Source organism: Niveispirillum fermenti (genome assembly GCF_048066175.1).
Taxonomy (GTDB): Bacteria; Pseudomonadota; Alphaproteobacteria; order Azospirillales; family Azospirillaceae; genus Niveispirillum; species Niveispirillum fermenti.
On sequence record NZ_JBLTXA010000031.1, the window covers coordinates 24,507 to 49,537 of the forward strand.

24 protein-coding genes are annotated in these 25,031 nt (G+C 66.0%); 13 read left to right on the top strand and 11 right to left on the bottom strand.

The window, feature by feature from the left end:
- Positions 1-12 precede the first annotated feature (12 nt).
- Complete coding sequence (locus tag ACM9LZ_RS20935; RefSeq protein WP_416621469.1) at positions 13-516, top strand: nuclear transport factor 2 family protein; 504 nt, start codon at positions 13-15, stop codon at positions 514-516.
- 301 nt (positions 517-817) lie between these two features.
- On the opposite strand, the gene ACM9LZ_RS20940 is transcribed toward ACM9LZ_RS20935, so the two are convergent.
- Together ACM9LZ_RS20940 and ACM9LZ_RS20945 are read right to left on the bottom strand one after the other, a co-directional pair.
- Positions 818-1,963, bottom strand: coding sequence for a thiolase family protein (locus ACM9LZ_RS20940; protein WP_416621470.1), 1,146 nt, complete (start codon positions 1,961-1,963; stop codon positions 818-820).
- Between the two features lie 28 nt (positions 1,964-1,991).
- On the bottom strand, positions 1,992-2,402 hold the full coding sequence (locus tag ACM9LZ_RS20945; RefSeq protein WP_416621471.1) for a Zn-ribbon domain-containing OB-fold protein: 411 nt from the start codon (positions 2,400-2,402) through the stop codon (positions 1,992-1,994).
- A gap of 202 nt (positions 2,403-2,604) precedes the next feature.
- Between ACM9LZ_RS20945 and ACM9LZ_RS20950 the strand changes: the two genes are divergently transcribed.
- Both ACM9LZ_RS20950 and ACM9LZ_RS20955 read left to right on the top strand, forming a co-directional pair.
- On the top strand, positions 2,605-3,366 hold the full coding sequence (locus tag ACM9LZ_RS20950; protein ID WP_416621472.1) for an SDR family NAD(P)-dependent oxidoreductase: 762 nt from the start codon (positions 2,605-2,607) through the stop codon (positions 3,364-3,366).
- An 18-nt stretch (positions 3,367-3,384) separates the two neighbouring features.
- Positions 3,385-4,149 (top strand): ThuA domain-containing protein, encoded by a 765-nt coding sequence (locus ACM9LZ_RS20955; RefSeq protein WP_416621473.1) that lies wholly within the window; start codon positions 3,385-3,387, stop codon positions 4,147-4,149.
- Between the two features lie 357 nt (positions 4,150-4,506).
- On the opposite strand, the gene ACM9LZ_RS20960 is transcribed toward ACM9LZ_RS20955, so the two are convergent.
- Both ACM9LZ_RS20960 and ACM9LZ_RS20965 read right to left on the bottom strand, forming a co-directional pair.
- Positions 4,507-5,067: a Panacea domain-containing protein gene (locus ACM9LZ_RS20960; protein WP_416621474.1), complete on the bottom strand. Its 561-nt coding sequence runs from the start codon at positions 5,065-5,067 to the stop codon at positions 4,507-4,509.
- A 57-nt stretch (positions 5,068-5,124) separates the two neighbouring features.
- A complete protein-coding gene (locus ACM9LZ_RS20965) occupies positions 5,125-5,463 on the bottom strand; it encodes a Rieske (2Fe-2S) protein (protein ID WP_416621475.1) in 339 nt (112 codons plus the stop codon).
- Positions 5,464-5,642: 179 nt separating this feature from the next.
- On the opposite strand from ACM9LZ_RS20965, the gene ACM9LZ_RS20970 reads away from it, so the two are divergent.
- The 5 genes from ACM9LZ_RS20970 (at position 5,643) to ACM9LZ_RS20990 (ending at position 11,883) form a co-directional block, all read left to right on the top strand.
- A complete protein-coding gene (locus ACM9LZ_RS20970; RefSeq protein ID WP_416621476.1) occupies positions 5,643-6,848 on the top strand; it encodes an acyl-CoA dehydrogenase family protein in 1,206 nt (401 codons plus the stop codon).
- A gap of 8 nt (positions 6,849-6,856) precedes the next feature.
- The gene (locus ACM9LZ_RS20975) at positions 6,857-7,996 is read left to right on the top strand and encodes an acyl-CoA dehydrogenase family protein (protein ID WP_416621477.1); all 1,140 of its coding nucleotides are present in this window, start codon (positions 6,857-6,859) and stop codon (positions 7,994-7,996) included.
- Complete coding sequence (locus ACM9LZ_RS20980; protein WP_416621478.1) at positions 7,996-9,615, top strand: AMP-binding protein; 1,620 nt, start codon at positions 7,996-7,998, stop codon at positions 9,613-9,615. The genes ACM9LZ_RS20975 and ACM9LZ_RS20980 overlap by 1 nt, the downstream gene beginning before the upstream one ends.
- Complete coding sequence (locus tag ACM9LZ_RS20985; RefSeq protein WP_416621479.1) at positions 9,602-10,381, top strand: SDR family oxidoreductase; 780 nt, start codon at positions 9,602-9,604, stop codon at positions 10,379-10,381. Before ACM9LZ_RS20980 ends, ACM9LZ_RS20985 begins: the two co-directional genes overlap by 14 nt.
- A gap of 116 nt (positions 10,382-10,497) precedes the next feature.
- Positions 10,498-11,883 (top strand): aromatic ring-hydroxylating oxygenase subunit alpha, encoded by a 1,386-nt coding sequence (locus ACM9LZ_RS20990; RefSeq protein WP_416621480.1) that lies wholly within the window; start codon positions 10,498-10,500, stop codon positions 11,881-11,883.
- 121 nt (positions 11,884-12,004) lie between these two features.
- Here the strand turns inward: ACM9LZ_RS20990 and ACM9LZ_RS20995 are convergent, their stop codons facing one another.
- Entirely contained in the window at positions 12,005-12,415 is a 411-nt protein-coding gene (locus ACM9LZ_RS20995) for a nuclear transport factor 2 family protein (RefSeq protein WP_416621481.1), read from the bottom strand.
- A gap of 367 nt (positions 12,416-12,782) precedes the next feature.
- Between ACM9LZ_RS20995 and ACM9LZ_RS21000 the strand changes: the two genes are divergently transcribed.
- Genes ACM9LZ_RS21000 through ACM9LZ_RS21010 form a run of 3 tightly spaced genes read left to right on the top strand, consistent with a single transcriptional unit; the run spans position 12,783 to position 16,958 of the window.
- Positions 12,783-15,023 (top strand): TonB-dependent receptor, encoded by a 2,241-nt coding sequence (locus ACM9LZ_RS21000; RefSeq protein WP_416621482.1) that lies wholly within the window; start codon positions 12,783-12,785, stop codon positions 15,021-15,023.
- A gap of 59 nt (positions 15,024-15,082) precedes the next feature.
- Complete coding sequence (locus ACM9LZ_RS21005; protein WP_416621483.1) at positions 15,083-16,102, top strand: NADP-dependent oxidoreductase; 1,020 nt, start codon at positions 15,083-15,085, stop codon at positions 16,100-16,102.
- 16 nt (positions 16,103-16,118) lie between these two features.
- Positions 16,119-16,958 carry a ThuA domain-containing protein gene (locus ACM9LZ_RS21010; RefSeq protein WP_416621484.1) on the top strand — a complete coding sequence of 280 codons (840 nt, stop codon included), beginning with the start codon at positions 16,119-16,121 and terminating at the stop codon, positions 16,956-16,958.
- Between the two features lie 72 nt (positions 16,959-17,030).
- On the opposite strand, the gene ACM9LZ_RS21015 is transcribed toward ACM9LZ_RS21010, so the two are convergent.
- From ACM9LZ_RS21015 to ACM9LZ_RS21025, 3 genes are read right to left on the bottom strand one after another with little or no spacing between them, the layout of a single operon-like run.
- Positions 17,031-17,816 (bottom strand): SDR family oxidoreductase, encoded by a 786-nt coding sequence (locus ACM9LZ_RS21015; RefSeq protein WP_416621485.1) that lies wholly within the window; start codon positions 17,814-17,816, stop codon positions 17,031-17,033.
- Between the two features lie 9 nt (positions 17,817-17,825).
- Positions 17,826-18,635: an SDR family NAD(P)-dependent oxidoreductase gene (locus ACM9LZ_RS21020; RefSeq protein ID WP_416621486.1), complete on the bottom strand. Its 810-nt coding sequence runs from the start codon at positions 18,633-18,635 to the stop codon at positions 17,826-17,828.
- 21 nt (positions 18,636-18,656) lie between these two features.
- On the bottom strand, positions 18,657-19,418 hold the full coding sequence (locus ACM9LZ_RS21025) for an SDR family NAD(P)-dependent oxidoreductase (RefSeq protein ID WP_416621487.1): 762 nt from the start codon (positions 19,416-19,418) through the stop codon (positions 18,657-18,659).
- A 315-nt stretch (positions 19,419-19,733) separates the two neighbouring features.
- Between ACM9LZ_RS21025 and ACM9LZ_RS21030 the strand changes: the two genes are divergently transcribed.
- Positions 19,734-20,912 carry an aromatic ring-hydroxylating oxygenase subunit alpha gene (locus ACM9LZ_RS21030; RefSeq protein ID WP_416621488.1) on the top strand — a complete coding sequence of 393 codons (1,179 nt, stop codon included), beginning with the start codon at positions 19,734-19,736 and terminating at the stop codon, positions 20,910-20,912.
- A gap of 27 nt (positions 20,913-20,939) precedes the next feature.
- Positions 20,940-21,284, top strand: a complete 345-nt coding sequence (locus tag ACM9LZ_RS21035; protein WP_416621489.1) for a putative quinol monooxygenase — start codon at positions 20,940-20,942, stop codon at positions 21,282-21,284.
- Between the two features lie 95 nt (positions 21,285-21,379).
- On the opposite strand, the gene ACM9LZ_RS21040 is transcribed toward ACM9LZ_RS21035, so the two are convergent.
- The 3 genes from ACM9LZ_RS21040 to ACM9LZ_RS21050 are packed head-to-tail and all read right to left on the bottom strand — an operon-like array spanning position 21,380 to position 24,911.
- The gene (locus ACM9LZ_RS21040; protein ID WP_416621490.1) at positions 21,380-23,164 is read right to left on the bottom strand and encodes an AMP-binding protein; all 1,785 of its coding nucleotides are present in this window, start codon (positions 23,162-23,164) and stop codon (positions 21,380-21,382) included.
- Complete coding sequence (locus ACM9LZ_RS21045) at positions 23,164-23,682, bottom strand: nuclear transport factor 2 family protein (protein WP_416621491.1); 519 nt, start codon at positions 23,680-23,682, stop codon at positions 23,164-23,166. Before ACM9LZ_RS21045 ends, ACM9LZ_RS21040 begins: the two co-directional genes overlap by 1 nt.
- A complete protein-coding gene (locus ACM9LZ_RS21050) occupies positions 23,682-24,911 on the bottom strand; it encodes an acetyl-CoA acetyltransferase (protein WP_416621492.1) in 1,230 nt (409 codons plus the stop codon). The genes ACM9LZ_RS21045 and ACM9LZ_RS21050 overlap by 1 nt, the downstream gene beginning before the upstream one ends.
- Positions 24,912-25,031: the final 120 nt, after the last annotated feature.

Consider the following 25,031-nt stretch of genomic DNA (forward strand, 5'->3'; position numbering starts at 1 on the left):
GGAGACAGTGCCATGGGCGATCTGGATATCCTGCTGGCCAAGCAGGCGCTGCATGAACTGAACATGGCCTATTGCCGGGGCGTGGACCGGGCGGACGAGGCGCTGCTGCGCAGCGTCTGGCACCCGGATGCCACGGTCGATTTCGGCTATTTCACGGGGCCGGCGGCGGATTTCTGCGCCCTGGCCGTGGGGGCGACGGGCGGGCTGGCCCGGTCGTTCCACATGGCCGGCAATGAATGGTTCGACATTCGCGGCGACCGGGCGGTAGGGGAAATCTACAGCCTGACGCTGGCCGCCGGGGCCGGAGACGACACGGACAGCCTTCTTTATGGCCGCTATCTGGACCGGTATGAAAGGCGGGACGGCGTATGGAAATTCAGCCATCGCCAGTATCTGATGGATTGGAACGCCAGCCCGCCGCGCAGCGTGTCCTGGGATCAGGGGGTCTTCGCGCTGATGAAACATCGGGGCGGTCAGGCCCCTTCCGACGCTGTCTATGCGCTTTGGCAGGATTGATTAAGGAGCGGTGCGGTCCCCGGACCGTTTCTTATACTATTTTGCGGTGATTAGAACCAATAGGTTCTAATCACCGCCCTCAATTGCCGGCGCCAACATTCGTTGGCTTGGGCTACGCCGAACGAGCGGTGCTGTGGCAGTCGCCGCCGGACCAACTTGCGATGAGTTCTACTCATCGCAAGTTGGTATTAGATCAGGGCAAACGGCCCGCATTATTGTGCAAGTCTGCGGGTGACCCCTGCCCTGACCAGCCTGTTCCGTCTTCCCCGCCAGGAGGCCGGGGAAGACGGCAGGCTTTCCCCTACCGCGCCAAAATCGTCACGGCCGACACGCCGGGCGCGCCATAGACATGGGTGTAGCCGGTGCGGACCGGTTTCGGCACCTGCCGCGCCCCGGCCTGCCCGCGCAATTGCAACACCGTCTCATAGACCTGGCGCAGGCCCGATGCGCCGATCGGCTCCCCATTGGCCAGACAGCCGCCATCGGTGTTGACGGGCAATTTCCCGTCCAGCCGGGTCAGGCCGTCGCGCAGCCATTTCTCCTGCTCCCCGTCCCGGCAGAAGCCATTTTCGGCCATATGCATGATTTCCGCCCCGCTTTCGGTATCCTGAAGCTGGGCGATGTCGATCTCATCCGGGCCGATACCGGCCATGGCAAAGGCGGCGCGGGCGGCGATGGGGGTGGCCCCCTCCCCATCGTCCACCGACAGGCCGGGGCTGAACACCTCGAACGATCCGGCCCCGCGCGTGCGCATGGCCGCCGCCTTCAACCAGACGGGATGGCGTGTCAATTCTGCCGCCTTCTGCGGGCTGGCCAGGATCAGGGCCACCGCCCCTTCGCCCGGCGAACAGAACATATATTGGCGCAGCGGATCGCTGATCATCGTGGATTGCGCGATCTCCGCATAGGACAGCGCGCGGCGGCGCCAGGCATGGGGGTTCAGCGCGCCATTGGCAAAGGCCTTTTCCGCCACGCGAACCAGGGCATCATCGGTGATGCCGTGCAGGGCCATGTAGCGCTGGATCTTCATGGCGAAGAATTGCGTGGTCAGCGCAAACCCCACCTCTCCATACCATTCCGGCAGGCCCCAATCGGCCGGGCGCACCCGGAACGATCCCTGTTCATGCTTGTCGAACCCGACGACAAGCCCAAGATCATACTGCCCCGACCGGATGGCGCCATAGGCAGAAATCAGTGCGCTGCCCCCCGTGGCACAGCCATTGGCGACATTGATGAATTGCAGGCCCGTCAGGCCCAGTTCATCCACCATCGTATCGGCATTGCCGCCATCCTGGCTGCCGCCATAGGCGAACTGCACATCGCCCCACGCGATCCCGGCATCGCCCAGGGCCTGACGCACGGCGAAGGCCCCCTGTTCCAAACCTGTGCGGTCCGGTGTCCGTCCGAACGGATGGATACCGATGCCCACAATCGCGACATCCGACATGTCCTGTTCCTCCCAGCCTTCCCGGTCGTCACGCCACCGGGCGGAATGCGTACATCAGCAGGTCACACCCCTGTTCATCACGGAACAGGGGCCGGATGGTCAGCCGCATGGGCATGCCGATGCGCAGATCCTCCGGCACGCAATCCACCAGCCGCGTTTCCACCCGCACCTGCCCCGGCAATTCGACATAGCCCAGCGCGAAGGGCTGGAAGTCCGCCTTCGTCTCCCGCCCCAGATAGGGCGGCTGCTTGGGCAGGAAACGCTGGACCGTCCAGCTCCACAAGGTGCCCTGCCGCGCCAGTTCCACCGGCCGTTCGCCCGGACGGCCCATGAAGGGAAAGCGGATGCGGCCCCGCCCATCGACACCGCCGATCAGGGCGGGATCGGCGCCGGGCCAGGTAAAGACATTGTCGGCCAGCGGCCTGCCCTCCATCGCCATGATGGTTCCTCCGTCGCGTTCAGCCATTCGGGTGGGGGTCAACGCCGCTTCCGGGAGCCCAGGCGTTGACTTTTGATTCATCAGTCATAATAATGAACATGGGCGCGGTTGCTTGTCAATTCATGAAGGGGGTGAAAGCATCCCCTTCCCGCCCCCTTCGACAATGGGATCATCAACAACGGACATCTGGGGAGGATAGGCGATGGACCTTCGGCTGGGCGGGCGCAAGGCGCTGATCACCGGTTCCACGCGGGGCATCGGCCGGCGCGTGGCGGAGCTTCTGGCGCGGGAAGGCTGCGACATCGCCATCGGCGCCCGCAAGCCGGCAGAGGTGGAGGCCACGGTCGCCGAACTATCCGGTCTGGGCGTGAAGGTTGCCGGTGCCGCCATGGATGCCGGGGACGCGGATTCGGTGCGTGACTGGGTGGCGCGCATGGGCGAGGCGCTGGGCGGGATCGACATCCTGATCCCGAATGTCTCCGTCGGCGGCAGCATGAACGGGGAGCAAAGCTGGCACGATGCCTTTCAGGTCGATGTGCTGGGCACGCTGCGCGCCGTGGATGCGGCCCTGCCGGCGCTGGAGGCATCGGGCCAGGGGGCGATCACCATCACCGGCACGACGGCGGCGGTGGAAACCTTCATGGCGCCCATGGCCTATAACGCGCTGAAAGGGGCCCTGATCATCCATGCCAAGCAATTGTCGCAAACGCTGATGCCGCGCGGCATCCGGGTCAATGTCGTGTCCCCCGGCCCCACGGAATTTCCCGGCGGCGCCTGGGACGGGTTCCGCACCGACCTGCCCGACCTTTATGCCGCCGCCATCGCCGAACAGCCGTCGGGCCGCCTGGGCACGCCGGAAGAGGTGGCATCCTGCATCGCCTTCCTGTCCAGCCCGGCGGCAAGCTGGGTCACCGGCGTCAATCTGGTGGTGGATGGCGGCTATACCAAGCGCGTGCAGCTCTGACGGCAGGGGGGATGGGCCATGTCCAGCAGGATCGACGTCTATCTGGTCGCCGGCGGCAAGTATCATGACATCAATTTCGCGCGGCTGGAGCTGTTGACGCTTCTGGCCGAGCATGAGGATATAAGGGTGGAGGTCGGGCCCGATTACAGCCGCATCGCGGAGATCGAGGCGGCCGACATACTGATCACCTATACCTGCGATGTGGTGCCCAGTGCGGCCGAACAGGCCGGCCTGCGCCGGTTCCTGGCCAAGGGCGGCAAATGGTTCGCCCTGCACGGCACCAATTCCGTCATCCGGTTTCTGGAGGATGGGCGCATCGACTGCCCCGACCTGGATGATGATCTGTCGGACATGCTGGGCAGCCAGTTCCGCGCCCATCCCCCCATCTGCCGCTACGAAATCCAGGTGACCGACAGCACCCACCCCCTGACCGCCGGCCTGAAGAATTTCTGGGTCGAAGATGAGCTGTATCTGGGCACCGTCAGCCCCGGCAATCAAACCCTGCTGCATACGCGCTGGGGCGGGAACTGCGCCCCCTTCGTGCAGGAGGACTGGCCGGAAGCCGACCATCCCGTGCTGTATCTGCGCGATCACGGGCCGGGGCAGGTGCTGTATCTGGTGCTGGGCCATTGCCGGGGCAAGCACGACCTGCGTCCCCTGATGGAGGAATATCCCCATAGCGAGCGCTGTTCCTGGCAAAGCCCCGTCTTTTATGAATTGCTGCGCCGGGGCATCCGCTGGGCCATCGGCCGCGGCGCCATGGGGGCAACACCGGGGTTCTGATCAAGGCCGGCGCCAACATCCGTTGCTCGGGCGCACGCGGCATGTGGCGCGCGGCGGCAGTCGCCGCCGGACCAACTTGCGATGAGTTCTACTCATTGCAAGTTGGTATAACGCCCCGGTCCAGCGCCCTTGACAATTCGCGGGGTGGAAAGGTGGTCACCCGGGACAGGTCGAGATGGCAATCACGGGACAGTGCCTGATGATCACCGGCCTTCAGTGGAAACTGCCCGATCCCATGGTGTCTGGCATCGGTGTTTATCCAGACAAACAGGGTGTCGGCCGCACAGATACACAGGGTCAGCTTGTCCTTGGGCGGCGATGCCAGTGTCGTGTGAATGACATAGACATGCCCCGGCGTCACAGAACACCGTATGCCGCAAATTCCCGTGCGTCTTGCAGAATGTCCGCCCTGGCGGGGTTCTCCTCATCGATCATGGCTTGATAATCCATGGGGCCATTGACCGGGGCTTCCATCCACGCCCGTTCCTGATGGGTCAGGCTGGACAAGGCGCTGAAACTATATTGCCGGCAAAAGGCGATGGCTTCGTCAAGGCATTCGACATCGCTGGGCGACAATACATCCAGGTCTGGCGCGCGGCGGGCCCGGACCTGTGGGTACGATTTCTGACCAACCTCAATCGCGGTGAACACGGATTCAGGATCGCCCAGCAAATCGACCCGTCCCTTGATCATGTCATACACAGATGACGGAACAGGCCCGTTCGGCATGGCGATGAACGTGTCCGCGACAATGGGACGCCCATAGCGGTTCAGGTGATATTTTTCAGCGAAAAACAATATCTTGGAGGCAAAGAACACGGTCACGCCCGGCCATTTCGAGGCAATGTGGGTCAGCGCCTCGACCGCCTTCTTCTCATCATACTGGAATTTCAGGACGGGCATGTTCATCATGTTCATACCGGCATCCTATCCCATAGCCGCCATGACCTGCCATCCGAAAATGGCCAGCCCCCCCTACCCCTTCATGCCCACCAGCACCCGCCCGTCTTCCACCTTCACCGGGAAACAGGTCAGCGGGCGATAGCCGCTGCTGCCCAGGGCGCGGCCGGTGATCAGGTCGAACCGGGCGCCGTGCAGGGGGCAGGAGATGCTGTTCTGGCGCAGCCGCCCGCCATCCAGCGGGGATTGCGCGTGCGGGCAGCGGTTGCGCAGGGCAAAGAAACCGCCCGCCGCGTGGCAGACCAGCACCTCCTCCCCCGCCAGGGAAAACAGGCGCATCTGCCCCGGCGGCAGGTCATCGGCGGAAAGCAGGTCGTGATAGGTCGGGTTTTCGGCGGCAATATCGGCGGACATGGATGTCATCCTGCGCGAAAGCGGCATGGAACAAGGGGTTGATGCCCGATGATGATTGATCCTTGATTCATCAGTCAACGTAAAAATCACTCTTCCCCGCTTCAGGCCGTTGACGAACCCGCGTCCCCGATCTAGTCTGATTTGTGACTCACCAATCATTCAAAATCCGGAGCAAGGCCATGTTGGGGATCGACCTCATGCGCGACCCGGCCATCCAGGCATTCCGGGCGGAGGTGCAGCGTTTCTGCGCCACGCACCTGCCCGCCGATATCCGCGACAAGGTCCTGTCGGGCCAGCATCTGGGCAAGGATGATTATGTCCGCTGGCAGAAGATCCTGTTCGACAGGGACTGGATCGTCGGCCATTGGCCGCGCCAGTATGGCGGACAGGACTGGACCCCCCTGCAGCGCGCCATCTTCGATGATGAAACCAGCAAGGCGGGCGCGCCCTGGCTGACCCCGTTCGGCGTCTGCTATGCCGGCCCCGTGATCTACACCTTCGGCAGCCAGGCGCAGAAGGACCGGTTCCTGCCCGCCATCCGCAGCACCGACACCTGGTGGTGCCAGGGTTATTCGGAACCGGGGGCGGGGTCGGACCTGGCCAATATCAAGACCCGCGCCGTGCGGGACGGCGACCATTACATCGTGAATGGCCAGAAGACCTGGACCACCATGGCGCAATGGGCTGACATGATGTTCGCCCTGGTGCGCACCGGCAATGACGGCAAGCCGCAGAACGGCATTTCCTTCCTGCTGATCGACATGAAGGCACCGGGCGTCACGGTGCGGCCCATCATCAGCATCGACAAGTGCCACCACCTGAACGAGGTGTTCCTGGACGATGTCCGCGTGCCGGCGGACCATCTGGTGGGGGAAGAGGGGCGCGGCTGGACCTATGCCAAGTTCCTGCTGAACAATGAACGCCTGCTGGGGGCGGAGGTGGGCAAATCCACCCGCCTGCTGCACCAGTTGCGCCGCACGCTGGCCGAAATCCGCGATGGCGGCCGGCCCCTGGCCGATGATCCGCACTGGCGCCGCCGGCTGGGCGAATTGCGCGCCCGGCTGCTGGGACTGGAGGCGGTATGCAACGAATATCTGGCCGCCGCGGAGGCCGGGTCCACGCCGGGGCTGGAGGTTTCGGCCCTGAAGATCATGGGATCGGAACTGATCCAGGGGATAACGGGGGCCATGGTCGATGCGCTGGCCGTCAAGGGCCTGGTCTACCAGACGGAAGGTCTGGAACCGGGCTGGCAGGCGCCGGCGGTCGGGGTGCCGGGTGCGCCCGGCATGATCCGCGAACATCTGCACGACCGCGCCACCACCATCTATGGCGGTGCCAACGAGATTCAACGCAACATCCTGGCAAAGGCCGTTCTCGGCCTCTAGGGAGCAACATGTCGGCATTCACCCAAGAAGACCGCAGCCTGCTGGCCGACAGCGTCGATCGTTTCATCACCGACGCCTATGGTCCGGACCGCCGTGCGGCCATCCTGAAATCCGACGATGGGTTCGGGCGGGCCGAATGGGCGCGCTATGCCGAACTCGGCTGGCTGGGCATCGCCATCGGCGAGGATCATGGCGGGTCCGGCGGCGGGCTGGCCGAACTGGCCGTGCTGATGCGGGCCGCGGGCCGTGGCCTGCTGATGGAACCGCTGCTGCCCACGCTGGTGCAGGCCGCAGGCGCGCTGGCGGCCGGCGGCAGTGCCGAACAGCAGGCACAATGGCTGCCCGCCATCGCCGGGGGACAGGCCATCCTGGCCTTTGCCCAGGATGATGCCGCCGGCGACGGGGCGCCGGTGACGGCCCGGCCCGACGGGGACGGCTATCGCCTGTCGGGCTGCCGGGGCTTCGTGCTGTACGGTGCCGCCGCCGACCGCATCATCGTCAAGGCCGACCTGGCCGGCGACACCGCCCTGTTCCTGCTGTGCCCGACGGCCGCGGGCGTCACCCTGGCGCATGCGCGCAGCATCGATGACCGGCCCGTGTCCGACCTGACACTGGACAATGTGCGGGTCGCGGCGGCAGACCGGCTGCCCGGCGGCGACGCGGCCCTGCTGGACCGGCTGAACCGGATGGCCGCCCTGGCCGTGTGTGCCGAGGCGGTGGGCGCCATGGAGGCGGCAAACCGCCTGACCCTGGACTATCTGAAAACCCGGACGCAGTTCGGCACCAGCATCGGCAGTTTCCAGGTGCCGCAGCACCGGATGGTCGACATGGTTCTGGCCGCGCAGGAGGCCGCCGCCATCACATGGTCCGCGATCGGCGCGGCCATCGCGGCCGGCACGGGCGGCCCCGCCATCCGGGACGCCCCCGTCCTGACCGCCGCCGCCAAGGCGCGCAGCGCCGCCGCCGCCCGCCTGATCGGGGAGCAATCCATACAATTGCATGGCGGGATCGGCATGACAGAAGAGTATGTCATCGGGCATTACTATCGTCGCCTGATGCTGTTGGAAACGCTGTTCGGCGGGGCTGGCTGGCATCTGGACCGGTTGGGCGGCTGGACGGCCGCCGGTTTTGACGGGGGGGATGCCTGATGGCGGCGGCTGTGAACCTTGCACCCGGCGGCTGGACCGCGCAGCCCCTGGCGGCGCTGGCCCGCCAGCATGCCGCGCGAACACCCGATGCCGTCGCCTTCCTGAACAATGACCAGCATCCCGGCACCTATGCCGCGCTGCTGACCGATGCCGAGGCGCTGGCCGTCGGGCTTTGGGATCTGGGCCTGCGACCGGGCGACGTGATCAGCTTCCAGTTGCCCAACTGGATGGAAGCCGTGCTGATCGATATTGCGGCCGGGCTGCTGGGTCTGGTCTGCAATCCCATCGTGCCCATCTATCGCGGGGCGGAGGTGGGGTTGATCCTGGCCGACTGCAAAAGCCGGCTGATCTTCATCCCCGATACCTATCGCGGCTTTGATTATGCCGCCATGCTGGACGGGTTGCGGCCATCCCTGCCCGACCTGCGCCATGTGGTGCAGGTGCGGGCGGCACAGGCGCCGCTGACCCTGGAGGGGTTGATCCAGGCGGGCCGGGGCCGGCGCATCGACTGGCCGAGAATATCCGCCGATGCGCTGAAACTGGTGATGTATACATCGGGCACCACGGGCCGGCCCAAGGCGGTACGGCACGATCACCGGTCCATCGCGCGTGTCTCCCATATCTTCATGGGGTATTGGGGGCTGGCACCGGGTGACCTGATGCTGATGCCCTCGCCCGTCACGCATATCACCGGCTATTCCAACGGGATCGAGCTGCCTTTCACCGATGGCACGCGCACGCTGTTCATGGAACGCTGGAACGCGGACGAGGCGGTATCCCTGATCGACCGGCACGGGGTGAATGTCACCATCGGCGCCACGCCGTTCCTCCAGGAATTGCTGGACGCGGCGGACCGGGCCGGATCGCGGTTGCCCTCCCTGAAGATTTTCGCCTGTGGCGGCGCCGCCGTGCCGCCCGGTCTGATCCGCCGCGCCAATGCGCTGTTCGATCGCGGCCGCGCCTTCCGCGTCTATGGCAGCACCGAGGCGCCGCTGATCACCCAGGGCTGCATGGGGGCCGACGAGGCGGAACTGGCCGCCACCACCGACGGCAAGGTCATCGATTACGACATCCGCATCGTTGACGAGGCGGGGCAGAGGCTGGAGCCGGGCCAGGATGGCGAAATCCTGGTCCGCGGCCCGTCTTTGTTCATGGGCTATGCCGATGAAGGGCAGACGCGCGAGGCGATGGATGATGACGGCTATTTCCGCACGGGCGATATCGGCCACCTGACACCAGCCGGCGCCATCGTCATCACGGGCCGCAAGAAGGACCTGATCATCCGCGGCGGAGAAAACCTGTCGGCCAAGGATATCGAGGATGTGCTGCACCGCCATCCGGGGATCCAGGAGGTCGCGGCCGTCGCCATGCCGCATGCCCGGCTGGGCGAGACGGTCTGCGTCTATGTCGTGCCGCAGCCGGGGGAACGGCCCGATCTGGACGGCATCACCCGCCATGTGGCCGCCGCCGGGCTGGCCCGGCAGAAATTCCCCGAACGGGTGGAGCTGGTCACCGACCTGCCCCGCACGGCATCGGGCAAGGTGCGCAAGGACATCTTGCGCCAGCGCATCGCGGCAAGGATCGCGCAGGAACAGGGAGGCGAGAATGACAAGGCTTGACGGCAAGGTGGCCCTGGTCACGGGCGGCACGGCCGGCATCGGGGCGGCGGCCGTGCGGCGCCTGTCGGCGGACGGCGCACAGGTGGTCTTCACCGGGTCCAACGCGGCGGCGGCGGAAAAGATCTGTCAGGACACGGGCGCCCATTTCCACGCCCATGACGTGACGGACGAGGCCGCCTGGCCCGCCCTGATGCAGGCCATCGCCGAACGGTTCGGGCGGCTGGACATCGCCTTTGCCAATGCCGGGATCGAAAATGAAGATGGCAGCATCGAAACGATCGGGCTGGCGGCCTGGAACCGCATCATGGCGGTGAATGTCACGGGCACCATGCTGACCTGCCAGCACGCGATTGCCGCCATGAAGGCCAATCCCGGCGGGCCGGGCGGGTCGATCATCGTCAATTCCTCGATCAACGGCCTGGTCGGCCTGCCGGCCAACATCGCCTATACGACATCGAAGGGTGCCGTCCGCCTGCTGGCCAAATCGGTGGCCGTGCATTGTGCCCGCACGAAAACCAATATCCGCTGCAATTCCATCCATCCCGGCATCATCGACACGCCGATCATCCGCCGCGCCGTGGCCGACACGCCCGACCCCGACGCCTCGCTGGCCTATCTGGGCAACATCTCCCCCCTGGGCCGCCTGGGCCGGGTGGAAGAGGTGGCGGCCCTGGTCAGCTTCCTGGCCAGCGCGGAATCGTCGCTGATCAATGGCGCCGAACTGGTGGCCGATGGCGGCACCACGTCGGGTCTGGTCGGGGTTTAGGCGGCGACGGGCGAAGGGCACGCCCCCCGCATCGTCGCGGGGGAGCGGCCGGCCCGACCCCGAAAGCGTCCGCCCAACGCAAGATCGAACGAAACAACATGTTCAGGGAGGTTGCCGTGCCAGATGATCTTTCGTCACAGCCCAAACCCGGCGAGGCCCGCTGTCCCGGCACGTCGTGGAACGACCTGATGGATGCGGACACCCGCCCCGTGCCCGATTTCCTGCGCCGGGAAAATTACCAGTATATGGGCAGTGACCCCCTGCAGGCCGCGCGTTACACCAGCCCGGATTTCTTCCGCCGCGAACAGGAACGGATGTGGCCGCGCGTCTGGCAATTCGCCGCGCGGGAGGAGGATATCCCCCAGCCCGGCGATTACGCGCTGTACGAGAATGCCGGCCGATCCTATCTGGTGACGCGGCAGCAGGACGGGTCGATCCGCGCCTTCCACAATGTCTGCCTGCATCGCGGGCGCAAGCTGCGGCTGGAAAGCGGATCGGCGGCGGAATTCAAATGCCCGTTCCATGGCTTTGCCTGGAACAATGACGGCAGCCTGAAGGATATTCCCTGCCGCTGGGATTTCCCGCACCTGCGGGAAGAGAAACTGGCCCTGCCGGAGGCGCAGGTCGGGCGTTGGGCCGGCTATGTCTTCCTGCGGGAAGCCGCCGAGGGTCCCAGCCTGGAGGAATATCTGGCCCCCCTGCCCGATTTCTTCAAACGCTGGCGGCACGAGGAATGCACGACCGTCATCTGGGTGGGCAAGGTGGTGAATGCCAACTGGAAGGTGGTGGCCGAAGCCTTCATGGAGGCCTGGCACACGATCGAGACGCACCCCCAGCTTCTGCCCTTCACCGGCGATGCCAATACGCAATACAGCACCTATGGCGACCATGTGAACGCGGCGCTGACGCCGTTCGCTGTCATGTCCCCCCATGTCGATCCGGCCGGCAAGCAGCAGCAATGGATCGTGGACGAGTTCCTGAAATATAACGGCCGGGCCGGCGGCACCGAAATGGCCGTGGATGTGCCCGACGGCATGACGGCACGCGCCGCCATGGCCGCCGCCAACCGGGAGAAATATCAGGCGGACAGCGGGTACGATCACAGCCATGTGACCGATGCCGAGCTGCTGGACGCCTTTGTCTACAACGTGTTCCCCAATTTCGCGCCCTGGGGCGGGTTCATGCCCAACATCGTCTATCGCTGGCGGCCCTGGCCGGATCAGGACAAGACCCTGATGGAAGTGCGCATCCTGGTCCGCCTGCCTGCCGACGCGCCGCGGCCGCCGCCCGTGGAAATGAAACTCCTGGGCCCGGACCAGCCCTGGACCGATGCCCCGGAACTGGGCGTGCTGGGCGATGTGTTCCAGCAGGATATGGAAAACCTGCCCTTCGTCCAGGACGGGCTGAAATGTTCCAAGAATGGCGAGGTGCAGTTGGGCAATTACCAGGAAATCCGGGTGCGCCACCTGCATGCCACGCTGGATAAATATCTGGCCGACTGATCCACCGGCGGGAAACGGGCCTGGCGGGGGTATACGCCTCCGCCAGGCCCGGCCGCTGTCCGGCTATTTTACGGTGATCAGAACCAACTGGCGATGAGTTCTTTTCATCGCCAGTTGGTTATCAGCCCTGTGCCCGGTTGACGGCCGCCGTCACCGCGGCGCTGTCATAGTAATAGGGCTTGATGGCGGCGACCCGCCCGTCTTCGGCGAAATGGAACACTTCCACCAGATCCAGCGGTTCCCCGACAGGCGGGACAAGCTGGAGCAGGTAGACCACATGATTGCCGGCCGCCATCCTGTTCTTCACCGCAATGGTCGCCTGCCCCAGCGAGGTGCCCAGCACCTTGGCGTAAAGCGTGCGCAGCGCCCCCTTGCCGCTATAGGTCCCGGCGAAGGGCAGCGTCTGCGCCTCCGTGATCACCAGATCCTCGCACAGCATGGTTTCGGCCAGGGGCCAGTCGCCCGTCGCCGTGGCGGCGTAAAGCGCCTCGGCGGTGGCCAGGTTGCGGGCGGCGGCATCGGTCTGGGGCATGGTCTTCCTCCGTCATGGGCCGGCCGCCGGATGGCACAATGCCCCGTCGCACCGGTTTTCTATGATTTATGATTCGACAGTCATTAGATGGGACGGCCGCCGGCCTGTCAAGCCCGCCCCGCAACCGTCTGCGCCGGTTTCCATACCCCCAAACCAAGGCGCCAATACGCACAGAAATCGACAGGGGGACCGGAAAGGTGGATTGACGTGCCACGGGACCGTGAATATAGTGATTAATGACTCATCAATCATCACTTACGGGCAGGCGTGCATCGTCGTTCTGACACGCCGGAACCGGTGCCCCGCCCGCAAGAGTCGCTGCAAAACAAGCCCACAAAAAAAGACATCCACAGGGAGGATATCCACCATGGCTTGCGCACCCACATTGCGTTCCACCCTGCTGGCCGCCGCGGCCCTGGTGCTGACCGGCACCCCCCCGGCGCTGGCACAGACCACCGGGGGCGCATCCGGCACCCAGGTCGACGCGCTGGAGGAAATCATCGTCACGGCCCGCCGCCGGTCGGAAACCTTGCAGGAGACGCCGCTGGCCGTCACGGCCATCACACCGGCGCAGTTGGAAAGCAAGGCGACGCTGAATATCGGCGACCTGATGGGCTCTGCCCCCAACGTACTGATTTCACAACAGAATTCTGGTGGCGCTGCCGCCAATGTCTCCATTCGCGGCCTGTCCTTCGCGGATATTGAGAAATCCTTCGACCCGACCGTGGCCATCGTGGTGGACGGCGTGTTCATCGGCACCAGCACCGGTGCCTATCTGGATTTCTTCGATATCGAGAGCATCGAGGTGCTGCGCGGCCCGCAGGGCACGCTGTTCGGGCGCAACACGATCGGCGGCGTCATCAATATCCGCCGGTCGCGCCCCACGGGGGAGAATGGCGGCAAGGTGGAACTGAGCTATGGCAAGTTCAACACCTGGGCCATGCGCGCCATCCTGAACGCCAATGTCGTCCCCGACAAGCTGGCCGCCAAGTTCTTCTATTTCCACAATGAAAGCGACGGTTATTACCGCCATGGCGTGAACGGTGATCGTCGGGGCGGCAATAATAACGACAATTTCGGCGCCAGCTTCCTGTTCACGCCGACCGACAATTTCGAGGCCCTGCTGACCGTGGAAAAGCAGGTCCAGAATTTCGACGTGGTCAATTCCTCCATCTCGCAGACCGGCGAGGTGATCTGCACCATGGCCCCCGCGGCCGAGTGCGACCGCAATACGCGCGGCGACCTTTACACCATTTTCAGCGAGCCCGGCCATTCCAACTACAAATCCCCGGCCGTCACGCTGGAAATGAACCTGGATACCGACGGAATGGATGTCACGTCGGTCACGGGATACCGCACCTCCGACGAGGCGCAGACCCAGGATTTCGACTCCTCCACCGCCGACCTGTACTATACCAACCGCATCCAGGATTACTGGCAGTTCAGCCAGGAACTGCGCGGAGCCGGCAACCTGACCGACAATTTCGACTATGTCATCGGCGGCTTCTATTACGAGAGCAAGTTCAACCTGTTCCAGGCCACCCGCCTGTTCGGCGCCATGACCCCCGCCGCCGATCAGTATAATACCGGCCGCGCCCGATCCTATGCCCTGTTCGGCGATTTCAACTGGAAGCTGGGCGATCAGTGGCGCCTGTCGGGCGGCGGCCGCTGGACCCGGGACGAGAAGAAGCAGATCAACCGCGTCGGGCCGGCGCAATATCCGCAGGCCAGCTACAGCGGCAGCAAGTTCACGCCGAAGGTGGTCCTGGACTACCGGCCCGATGACAACAACATGATCTATGCCTCCTGGTCGCGCGGCTACCGCTCGGGCGGCTTCTCCAGCCGCGGGCAGACGCTGGTTTCCTCCACCACGCCGTTTGGCCCGGAAACCGTGGACAGCTACGAGGCGGGCATCAAAAGCTCGATGCTGGACAACCGCCTGCAGGTCAATCTGGCCGCCTATTATTCCGACTATGACGAATTGCAGCAAAACACCACGATCCCCACCAATGTCGGCACCGGCAACGAGACGATCGTCAGCAATGTCGGTTCCGCCACGATCAAGGGCATCGAACTGGACGTGACGGCGCGGGTCACCCATGACCTGAAGGTCACCGGCTCGCTGGGTATCCAGGATTCCGGGTTCAAGGGCTTCATCACGGGTGCGCCCAATGCCGCCGGCCAGTTGGTGAATTTCGACTACTCGGCCGTGAAGATGATCTATTCCCCGGATGTGACGGGCTCGATCGCGCTGGATTACACGGTGCCGCTGGATGCCGGTGACCTGGTGTTCAACCTCGGCTACCGCTATATCGACGCCTATGACCAGCAGATCTCGCTGGGGCCGACGCAGGTCGATCCGGCGACCGGCAACGTCACCGTCCTGGCCAACGATCCGCGCGTGCGGTCGGACAAGCAGAACCTGGTCGATGCCTCGGCGACGATGAATTTCGACCTGGGCGACAACCGGGCCAAGCTGACCCTTTATGGCCGCAACCTGCTGGATGATCGCGGCCCCACGGCGGCCTTCACCGTGGCGGGCCTGTTCTCCTTCGCCTCTGCGCGGGAACCGCGGACCTATGGCGTCCAGCTCGGCGTCGAATTCTGATGCCGCCCGGCCGGCGGTTCCGCCGCCGGCCGGTTCTTTCCGTTCAGGGAGCCACGCGAATGAGTATCAACCGGCGCATCATCCTGCGCGCGCACCCCGGCGGCACCCCCGTGCCGTCCGATTTCCAGCGCATCGAGCAGCCGGTGCCGGAGCCCGGTCCGGGGGAGATGCGGGTGCGCAACCTCTATTTCTCCATGGAACCGGCCATCCGCGGCTGGCTGGACGGCAAGGACAATTATTTCCAGGCCATTCCGCTGGGCGGCGTGATCCGTGGCCCGACGCTGGGGGTGGTGGAAATATCCAACCTGGAGGGGTTCCGGCCCGGCGACCATGTCTGGGGCCTGAACCTGTGGGAGGATTATTCCATCCTGTCGGCAGAGACCATCCTTTTGGAAAAGCTGGCGGTCGATCCGGCCGTTCCGCTGTCCCACTATGTCGGCGCGCTGGGGCCGTCGGGCCTGACGGCCTATGTCGGGCTGCATGATGTGGGACAGGTGAAGGCGGGCGACACGGTGGTGATCAGCGCCGCGGCCGGTGCCGTGGGCAGCGTCGCGGGCCAGATTGCCCGGCTGCGCGGCGCGCGGGTGGTGGGCCTGGCGGGCTCGGCGGAAAAGGTGGCGCTGCTGAAGGACCGGCTGGGCTTCGATGCCGCCATCGATTACCGCGCCGTCCCCGACCTGGGGGCCGCCATCGCCGATGCCTGCCCCGACGGGATCGACATCTATTTCGACAATGTCGGCGGCCGGACGCTGGACGCCATGCTGCCGCATATGCGCGATTTCGGCCGCGTCGTCTGTTGCGGCATGATCGGCGATTACAACAACCAGTCCAACCCCACGCCGGTCCATAATCTGTGGCAGGTGGTGGCCAAGCAGTTGACCCTGCGCGGCTTCCTTCTGTTCTCGCACATGGAAACGCTGCCGCAGGCGCGGGAGGATCTGCGCCGCTGGGCGGCGGAAGGCCGGCTGGTCGCGCTGGAGAATGTCACGCGCGGCATCGACCGGGCGCCGGAAAGCTTCTGCCGGCTGATGGCGGGGCAGACGGTGGGCAAGACCGTGCTGGAAGTCGACTGGGCGTGAAGGCGGGGGCTGGCCCATGGTGATCCGCTATGATGCGGCGGTGAAGCTGCTGCTGGTCACCAAGGGCCATCCCTTCGACCGGCCCGCCTTCTTCGCCCTGTTCGATGCGCTGCCGGATGTGGCCTGGACCCATGTCGAACATCCGGCCGCCCCCTGGCTGATGGCGCCGGAACGGCTGCGGGCATTCGACCTGCTGGTCTTCTATGACATGCCGGGGCTGCTGTTCCGTCCCGCCACCCCGCCCGATCGGATCGACCCGCCGGACGCCATGAAGGCGGGCATGGAAGCGCTGCTGGCCGAGGGCAAACCCCTGCTGTTCCTGCACCATGCCCTGGCCGGCTGGCCCGCCTGGGACCGGTGGGCAGAGATCATCGGCGGCCGTTTCCATTACACGCCCGACCCGGCCCGCGGCATCATCGACAGCGGCTATCGCCATGACGTGACCCACCGCGTGCGGGTCGTGGCCGACCATCCCGTCACGGACGGCCTGGACGACGGTTTCACCATCACCGACGAACTGTACCTGACCCGCATCAACGAGGCGGACAAGCTGCCCCTGCTGCGCAGCGGCCATCGTTTCGAAGCGGAAAATTTCCATTCCGCCGATCTGGCCGTGCGCGGCCGCATGCATGCCAATGATGGCTGGCACCACCCGCCCGGCAGCGACCTGATCGCCTGGGCGAAGCGGGCGGGCAACAGCCCTGTCGTCTATATCCAGTGCGGCGACGGCCCGTCAGCCTATGGTAATCCCGGCTATCGCCGGCTTCTGTCCAATGCCGTCGCCTGGCTGACCGGCCCCGATGCCGGCCCCTGGGCACGGAATTTCACAGGCATGCCGGCGGGAAAGCCGGGTTGATGCCGGGCCGTACCGGTCCCGACCACCGGTCCCGATCATTGTCGGGACCGGTATCCAGGACAGGCGGCCCGTTCACCGGCTGGTATAGCCGCCATCGATGACCAGCTCGGACCCGACCATATAGCTGGAGGCCGGGGAGGCCAGGAACAGCACGCCGGCCGCGATCTCCTCCGGCCGGGCCTGACGGCCGATCGGGTGCATGGCATTCACGGCCTGCGTCGCCTGTTCCACCGACGCCATCGACCCCAGCGCGACATAACGGTCGATGATATCCTGGATCATGGCGGTGCCGACGGCGCCCGGATGCACGGAATTGACCCGGATCGGATAGCCAAGCGCACAGAATTCCAGCGCCGCCGACTTGGTCAGCATCAGGACCGCGGCCTTGGACGTGCAATAGGCGGCGTTGAACGGCGCCCCGCGCAGGCCGCCGACCGACGAGATGTTGATGATCGACGCGCCGCCCGGCCGGGCCGCCCCGCTTTCCCGCAGCAGCGGCAGCGCGGCCTGGATGCCCAGCAGCGGCCCTTCGACATTCACCGACTGGCACAGGCGCCACTGGTCCAGCGTGGTTTCGGCGATGGCGGCAACCAGCGGGATGCCGGCATTGTTGACCAGCACGTCCAGCCGCCCGTGACGCTTGCGGATATCCCGCATCAGCGTGGACCAGGCGTCGGCGTCGCGTACATCCAGGATGGCCTTTTCCCCCGCCACCGGGGCGGCATCGGCCGGCCAGTGGCGGTCGGCCGCCAGGACATGCGCACCGGCCCCCGACAGCGCGGCACAGATGGCCCGGCCGATGCCGCCACCGGCCCCGGTCACCAGGGCCACGGCCCCGTTCAGATCACGATCCATCATGCTGCCCCCCTATTGCGCCGTCCAGCCGCCATCGACGACCAGTTCCGATCCCGTCATGTAACTGGCATCATCGCTGGCCAGGAAGGCGATGGCGGCGGCGATTTCGTCCGGCCGGGCCAGCCGCCTGGCCGGCGTCATGCCGCCGATGGCGTCGATCAGATCCTGCGCCCGGGCCGCCTTGCCCTGATCGACCCAGCGCTGCATGCCGACATGCAGCAGCGGCGTTTCGACAAAGCCGGGATGGATTGAATTGACGCGGATGGGCTTGCCCGCCTGCGCGAATTCGATGGCCACGGCCTTGGTGAACAGGCGCACGGCCCCCTTGCTGGTATTATAGGCCGATGTCTCGGCAAACCCGACCAGCCCCATGATGGAGGCGACATTGACCACGCTGGACCCGCCCCGCCGCGCCGGCCCGCCGGCGGCCAGGGCGGCCGTGAAGGCCCGCACGCCCAGGAACACGCTGTCGACATTGACGCGCATCAGCCGGTGCCATGCCTCCAGGCTGGCCTGATCGACGGGGCCGACCATGTCGGTTCCGGCATTGTTGACCAGCACGTCCAGCGCGCCCCAGCGGCTTTCCACCCAGCCGCGCGCCAGGTCCCAATCCGCCTCCGACGTCACGTCCAGGCGCAGATAGTCGGCGGCCGGTCCCAGCCGGCCCACCACCTGGCCCACCAGCGGATCATCGGGCGGGGACAGGTCGGTCACGGCCACCTGCGCCCCTTCCGCCACCAGCCGTTCCGCCGTGGCCAGCCCGATCCCGCGCAAGGCACCCGTCACCAGGACGCGCGCGCCCTGCAATCCACGATCGATCATGGCGCTTGCCCCCCCTTGCCCTCACTGCGCCCACATGCCGCCATCGACATAAAGCTCGATGCCCGTGATGTACCGGCTTTCGTCGGACGCCAGGAACAGCACGGCATTGGCGATATCATCGGGTTCCCCCATGCGCCCCAGCGGAATGGCGGCCATCAGCGCATCCTTCACCGCCTCCGCACTGACGGATGCCTGCATCATCATGTTGGTCCAGATCATGCCGGGATGGATGGAATTGCAGCGGATATTGTCGGGCGCGCCTTCGATGGCGATGGTCTTGGTCATGGACCGCACCCCGCCCTTGGCCGCCGCATAGGCCGACAGGCCCGAAATGCCCAGGGTGCCGGCGATGGAGGACAGGTTGACGATCGACCCGCCGCCCGACCGGCGCAGCAGCGGCAGGGCCGTCTTCACCCCCAGGAAGGTGCCCATCAGGTTGACATCCAGCTGCCGCTGGAATTCCCGGGGCGTGGTGTCGTCCACATTCTTGGTCAGATGGATGCCGGCATTGTTGACCAGGATGTCCAGCCGGCCGAAGGTCTTCTCCGTTTCCGCGATGGCGTGCGCCCAATCATCTTCCGACACCACATCCTGGCGCAGATGAAGGGCCTCCCCGCCCGCCCCCCGGATGGCGGCGGCGCACAGGCCGGCGCCATCGGCATCCATGTCGGTCACGACCAGCCGGGCGCCCTCGGCCGCCAGGCGGCAGGCCGTGGCATAGCCCAGGCCGGGGTTGGACGCGGCACCCGTGACAAGGGCGACCTTACCCTGCAAACGACCCATCTTCTCCATCCTCCCTGTCTGTCGGCCGGGGCCGGCATTGCCGGCAGGCGGCAGGTGACCCCCTCCTGCCTGCCGGCTTATGGCCACGGCTTATTACGATTTATGATTCATTAGTCATTATTTCAGCGCAAACGCCCGGCCTGTCAAGCGCGAACCCGCCCCGGCCCGGCGTTTATGCAAATTCGCTGAAACGCAATCAAACCCGGCTTGACAAGCCGGTTGCGGATAGTGAACATGACGAATGAATCATAAATCATTCGGGTGGCGCGCGGGGCGGTTCCGCGGCCAGCCCGTTTGCACATCGGGGGAGGCGGTATGACGGCGCTGGCGGAACAGATCAACCGGTCGGCCGAGGCGATGCTGACCTATGTGGAAACCCAGACCACCGATCAGGCGGCGGACATCCTGAAGGTGCCGGCCGCCGATTATCTGGACCCGGCCCGGTTCGAGCGGGAAATGGCCCTGATCTTCCGGCGCCTGCCCCTGATGCTGGCCCTGTCCATCGAACTGCCGGCGCCCGGCGATTACAAGGCGATGGAGGCGATGGGCGTGCCCGTCCTGATCACCCGTGACCGGGCGGGCCAGGTGCATGCCATGCTGAATGTCTGCACCCATCGCGGCGCGCCGCTGGTGAAGCCGGGCCAGGGATCGGCCAGCCGCTTCACCTGTCCCTATCATGCCTGGTCCTTCCATAATGACGGCCGCCTGCTGGCCGTGTCGGAAAAGGCCAAGTTCGGGGAGGTGGACAAGGATTGCCACCGGCTGAAGCCGCTTGCCTGCCAGGAAGTGGCCGGGATGATCTTCGTGATCCTGACGCCGGGCCTGGAGATCGATGTAAAATCCTATCTGGGCGGCATGCTGGACGATCTGGAAAGCCTGAATTTCGGCAAATGGCATTTCTGCGGCAACCGGGAGATTTCCGGCGCCAACTGGAAGATCGCCTATGACGGCTATCTGGAAGGGTATCATTTCGCCGCCGCGCACCCGGAAACGGTGCATCCGCGCACCTTCTCCAACATCATGCATTTCGAGGGGTTCGGGCCGCATCTGCGCATCGGCTTCCCCCAGCGCAGCATCGGCAGGCTGCGCGATGTGCCGCGCGACGAATGGCACCGGCACCAGAATGACGGGTTCGATTTCGTGCGCACCCTGTTCCCCAACCTGTCCATCTTCGTGGCGCCGGAGATCGCACAGATCGCCCTGCTGCTGCCGGGGCCGGCGCCGGGGCAGAACCGCACCATCCTGACCTATGCCACCCCCAACGCCCCGGCGGACGAGGCGGAGCGGGAGAAGATGGCCATGATGGCCAGCTTCTTCGGGGATGTGACGAACCAGGAGGATTACGTGCTGGGCCTGTCCATCCAGAAAGGGCTGGAGGCCGGCGCGCTGGACCATGTCACCTTCGGCCGCAACGAACGCGGCAATCAATATTTCCACCGCTGGGTCGATCATTACCTGAAGGATGATCCGGCCGCCCCGCCGCCCCGCCTCTGACCCGGCCCCCCATCAAGGACAAGCACGATGCCCATCATCATCATGGCCACGCTGGACGTGGACCCTGCCCTGCGCGCGCAATTCCTGACCGATGCCGACCCCCTGATCCAGGAGGCGCTGGCCGAGGATGGGTGCGTGGAATATAGCTGGGGCGCCGATCACAGGAACCCGGCCCGCGTGAACGTGTTCGAGGAATGGCGCGACGAGGCGGCCCTGCGTGCCCATTTCGCCGCCCCCGCCTACAGCACCATGGTCGGCCTGCTGCAACAGGCCGGCATGACGGCCGCGGAGGCACGCAAGTACCGCGTCGATCTGATCGAACCCGTCTATGACCCGCAGGGCGTGGCGCGGGCCGATTTCTTCACGGCCTGATCCGGCAGCCGGTCCGGCCGGGAAAGACAGCGCGCAGAGACAGCACGGGGAGAAAAGGCGGGGTGCCGCCCGGCGGCGGCACCCCGCTTCCCTGCCTACAGCACCCGCACGGCCGGGCCGGGGTTGGCGCTGTAAAGATCGGCCACGATGTCGGCGCGGTGGTCGATGACGGCGCGGCGGTTGATGGTGCCCTTGTCCGACAATTCATGCCAGTCGGGGTTGGGCGGGGTGGTCAGCATGGCCACGCGCGCCACGGTGGCGGACCGGCCCGCCTGATCGCGGTTGAAATCGCGCAGCCGCCCGGCCACCTGGTCCAGCACATCGGCCGGGGCGCCGGGACGTGGCCAGAACAACAGGCCCAGCCACGGCCGGTTGTCGTCGGTGAAGACCAGATCCAGCACCAGCGGCGCCAGATGGCCCAGCAACAGGTCGCGCAGATGCCCGCCCTGAACCCAGGTGCCGTTATCCAGCTTGAATTCCTCCGCCAGCCGCCCGGCAAAGGCCAGACCCGCCTCGGGCCGCGCCTCGTCATGGAAATGGGCCAGATCGCCGGACCGGTAGAAGCCATCCTCGTCGAAGGCGGCGGCCGTCCGGTCGGGATCATCCAGATAGGCCGCCATCACATTGGGCCCGCGCAGGCGCAGCTCGTACCGCCCGTCATAGGGCACCAGCTTCACCTCCACCCCCGGTGCGGGCAGGCCGATGCCCACCTTGTCGGTCGGGAAATGGGTGACCAGACAGCCCGTTGTCGATTCCGTCATGCCATAGCCGGAGGTGATATGGACGCGGTGGCCCGTCTCCTCGATCGCCATGCGCTGCAGGCGGTCATAGACATGCTGGGCCAGACCCGCGCCGCCATACAGCATCATGCGCATGCGGCTGTAGAAGGTGCGGCGCAGCACCGGGTCCTGTTCCAGCGCATCGGCCAGCAGGGCATAGCCGGCCGGCACATTGTTGTAATAGCCGACCGACACCTCGCGCAGGTTGCGCACCGTCTCGCCGAACAGGCCGGGCATGGGCTTGCCATTGTCGACCCAGAGCGAATACCCCTCCAGCAGCGCGATACGCAGGACCGACGCGCCGGCGGCATGGTGCCAGGGCAGCCAGTCCACGATGTCGCCGTCCGGCCCCAGCGCACCACCCGCCGTGGCCATGCCCTGCGCCGTGCTGGCCGCCAGATTGGTCAGGCTGAGCGGCACGACCTTGGGCAGGCCCGTGGAACCGGAGGTCAGCATCAGACAGGCCGGCGCCGTGACATCCAGCGCCCCGATGGCCTGATCCAGATCGGCGGCGGCCGGTGTGGCCAGCAGCGCGTCGAAGCCGATGACGGGCCGGTCCAGCCCCAGGGGCGCCGTGCTGATCACGGGCATGCCGGCCGGGGCCACGGCATCGATGGCGCCGGCCAGGGCCGGATGCGGATCGACATAGGCCATGACCGGCCCGACCTTGGCGAAGACATGGCGCAGCCGCGCCAGATTGCCGCCGGCCAGCCCGTAGGAGATGCCGACCAGACTGACCCGCACCCCCGCCGTGAAGGCGGCATAGGTCAGCACGGCCGTGGCGTGGCTGTTCACCCCCATGATCAGAAGCGTGCCCCCGGCCGGCACATGGGCCGACAGCCAGCCGGCCGCCGCCGCGATATCATCGGCCAGCGCGCCGAAGCTGCGCTTTTCCCAGGCCCCGTCGGCCCCGCGCCAGGCCAGGGCCAGCCGGTCGGGATGCCGGCGGGCGCGGGCCCGGATGGCGCGCGGGATGTTGGCGTCGGGAATATGCAGGTCCAGGCGGGACCGCAGCCGGATGCTGCCATCGGCCGCGCGGTCGATGGCCAGATCGACCGGCATGAAATCGGCCTCGCGGAAGGGAACGGTCGTCATGTCCATCACAGGGCCTCCCGGTCGATCAGTTCAACCACCTGCGGGGGATAGGGTTCGCCCCGCCGCATCGCCTCGATCACCGACCGGTCGATATAGTCGCGCCAGCCGATGATCAGGTCGCCGTCAAATTCCATGATGCCGGCATAGGGCACGGCCACCTTGCGGCCATCGGCGCGCACGAACTCGTCAACCCCTTCCACGAACAGCCGGTCGCCCTGCTCGGCGGCGTGGAATAGGCGCCAGCGCACCTCCGCCACCTCCTGCGAGAATTTCTCCAGAAAGGCGCGGGCGGCGGCCTTGCCGCGCAGCGGCGGCACCACGGCCGCCGCGAAATGCCAGACGATATCGTCATGCAGCCGGGCCAGCACGGCGTCGATATCCTGGCGCTTCCAGTCGGCGATGACGGCCTTGAACTGGTTCAGCCGGCGGTCGGGCGCGGGGGCCGCACTGGCTGCGGTGGCTGCTGCCAGGGGGGCTGCTGTGATCATGGCGGGCACTCCGGCCAGGATGGTGCGGCGGTCCATCAGGCGGCCCTCCGCTCGACGATGAAGCTGACGGTGGTGGTGGTGGAGCCGCCGATATTCAGCGTTTGCACGGCCCGTGCCCCTTCCACCTGATAGCCGCCGGCCATACCGGTCACCTGCCGGGCGGCGTCCAGCACCATGCGCACGCCCGTGGCCCCCACGGGGTGGCCCAAGCCGATCAGCCCGCCGGACGGGTTGATGGGCAGCCGGCCCCCCATCTCGATGGCGCCCTCCTCCACGGCCTTCCACGCCTCGCCGGGCGCGGTCAGGCCCAGATGGTCGATGGCCATGTATTCGGTCATGGCGAAGCAATCATGGGTTTCCACGGCGTGGATCTGCGACAGGTCGGTGATGCCTGCCCGCTGGCGCGCATCCAGGATGGCGCGGCGCACCTGCGGGAAGACATGCTCGGCCCCCGCCCCGTCGGCCAGCTTGCGGCGATAGCCGATGGCGGCCGACCGGTGGCCCCAGCCCGTGATGCGGGGCAGGTCGGACAGCGCGATCCCCCGCCGGCGGGCATAATCGGCCGCGCGTTCGGGCGAGGCCAGGAACAGCACGGCGGCCCCGTCGGTCACCTGACCGCATTCCATCTTGCGCGTCCGCCCCTCCACGAACGGATTGGCCTCCGCATCGTCGGTGAAGCTGCGGTCGGTGAAGGTCCAGTTGCGCGTCTGGGCATTGGGATTGCGCCGGGCGTTGGTGAAATTCACCTCTGCGATGCGCCAGAGATGGGCCGGGTCCAGCCCATAGCGCCGTTCATATTCATCGGCCAGGTCGGAAAAGGCCTGGGGCCAGACATAGCGGCAATCGGTGAATTCCTGCCCGCGCAGGCAGGCAGCCCCCAGATGGTCGGCCGCCGTGACGCCCGGCACGTTGCGCATCAGTTCCAGCCCCACGACACAGGCCAGCCCGTGGCGGCCCGCCTCGATATCCGCCATGGCCGCCTGCACGGCCAGCGAGCCGGAGGCGCAGGCCGCCTCGTGCCGGGCCGTGGGCATGCCGTCGAAACCCGGATCGGCATGGCCGAAGAACCCGCCCAGCAGCCCCTGGCCCACGAACAGTTCGGCCACGAAATTACCGACATGGCCGCAATCGACCTCGGCCGCATCCAGGCCCGTGACCGCCAGCCCCTGCTGAACCGTCTGCGTGAACCCGGCCAGGATATCCATTCCCTGGCGCGTCCAGTTGGACGCAAAATCGCTTTGCCACCCGCCAAGCACATAGACCATGGCAATGGTTCTCCCCATGCATGATTAGTATGGTTATGCAAGTTTATATCGTCTATGGTACGTTTACGCAAGCGTTGATCCGCCACCGGCTTCCCGAAGCGCACTGTGCATACGCACAAA

Coding starts and splice junctions, on each gene's coding strand:
- ACM9LZ_RS20935 (WP_416621469.1), top strand. CDS start 13: ATGGGCGATCTGGATATCCTGCTGGCCAAGCAGGCGCTGCATGAACTG.
- ACM9LZ_RS20940 (WP_416621470.1), bottom strand. CDS start 1,963: ATGTCGGATGTCGCGATTGTGGGCATCGGTATCCATCCGTTCGGACGG.
- ACM9LZ_RS20945 (WP_416621471.1), bottom strand. CDS start 2,402: ATGGCGATGGAGGGCAGGCCGCTGGCCGACAATGTCTTTACCTGGCCC.
- ACM9LZ_RS20950 (WP_416621472.1), top strand. CDS start 2,605: ATGGACCTTCGGCTGGGCGGGCGCAAGGCGCTGATCACCGGTTCCACG.
- ACM9LZ_RS20955 (WP_416621473.1), top strand. CDS start 3,385: ATGTCCAGCAGGATCGACGTCTATCTGGTCGCCGGCGGCAAGTATCAT.
- ACM9LZ_RS20960 (WP_416621474.1), bottom strand. CDS start 5,067: ATGAACATGATGAACATGCCCGTCCTGAAATTCCAGTATGATGAGAAG.
- ACM9LZ_RS20965 (WP_416621475.1), bottom strand. CDS start 5,463: ATGTCCGCCGATATTGCCGCCGAAAACCCGACCTATCACGACCTGCTT.
- ACM9LZ_RS20970 (WP_416621476.1), top strand. CDS start 5,643: ATGTTGGGGATCGACCTCATGCGCGACCCGGCCATCCAGGCATTCCGG.
- ACM9LZ_RS20975 (WP_416621477.1), top strand. CDS start 6,857: ATGTCGGCATTCACCCAAGAAGACCGCAGCCTGCTGGCCGACAGCGTC.
- ACM9LZ_RS20980 (WP_416621478.1), top strand. CDS start 7,996: ATGGCGGCGGCTGTGAACCTTGCACCCGGCGGCTGGACCGCGCAGCCC.
- ACM9LZ_RS20985 (WP_416621479.1), top strand. CDS start 9,602: ATGACAAGGCTTGACGGCAAGGTGGCCCTGGTCACGGGCGGCACGGCC.
- ACM9LZ_RS20995 (WP_416621481.1), bottom strand. CDS start 12,415: ATGCCCCAGACCGATGCCGCCGCCCGCAACCTGGCCACCGCCGAGGCG.
- ACM9LZ_RS21000 (WP_416621482.1), top strand. CDS start 12,783: ATGGCTTGCGCACCCACATTGCGTTCCACCCTGCTGGCCGCCGCGGCC.
- ACM9LZ_RS21005 (WP_416621483.1), top strand. CDS start 15,083: ATGAGTATCAACCGGCGCATCATCCTGCGCGCGCACCCCGGCGGCACC.
- ACM9LZ_RS21010 (WP_416621484.1), top strand. CDS start 16,119: ATGGTGATCCGCTATGATGCGGCGGTGAAGCTGCTGCTGGTCACCAAG.
- ACM9LZ_RS21015 (WP_416621485.1), bottom strand. CDS start 17,816: ATGATGGATCGTGATCTGAACGGGGCCGTGGCCCTGGTGACCGGGGCC.
- ACM9LZ_RS21020 (WP_416621486.1), bottom strand. CDS start 18,635: ATGATCGATCGTGGATTGCAGGGCGCGCGCGTCCTGGTGACGGGTGCC.
- ACM9LZ_RS21025 (WP_416621487.1), bottom strand. CDS start 19,418: ATGGGTCGTTTGCAGGGTAAGGTCGCCCTTGTCACGGGTGCCGCGTCC.
- ACM9LZ_RS21030 (WP_416621488.1), top strand. CDS start 19,734: ATGACGGCGCTGGCGGAACAGATCAACCGGTCGGCCGAGGCGATGCTG.
- ACM9LZ_RS21035 (WP_416621489.1), top strand. CDS start 20,940: ATGCCCATCATCATCATGGCCACGCTGGACGTGGACCCTGCCCTGCGC.
- ACM9LZ_RS21040 (WP_416621490.1), bottom strand. CDS start 23,164: ATGGACATGACGACCGTTCCCTTCCGCGAGGCCGATTTCATGCCGGTC.
- ACM9LZ_RS21045 (WP_416621491.1), bottom strand. CDS start 23,682: ATGGACCGCCGCACCATCCTGGCCGGAGTGCCCGCCATGATCACAGCA.
- ACM9LZ_RS21050 (WP_416621492.1), bottom strand. CDS start 24,911: ATGGTCTATGTGCTTGGCGGGTGGCAAAGCGATTTTGCGTCCAACTGG.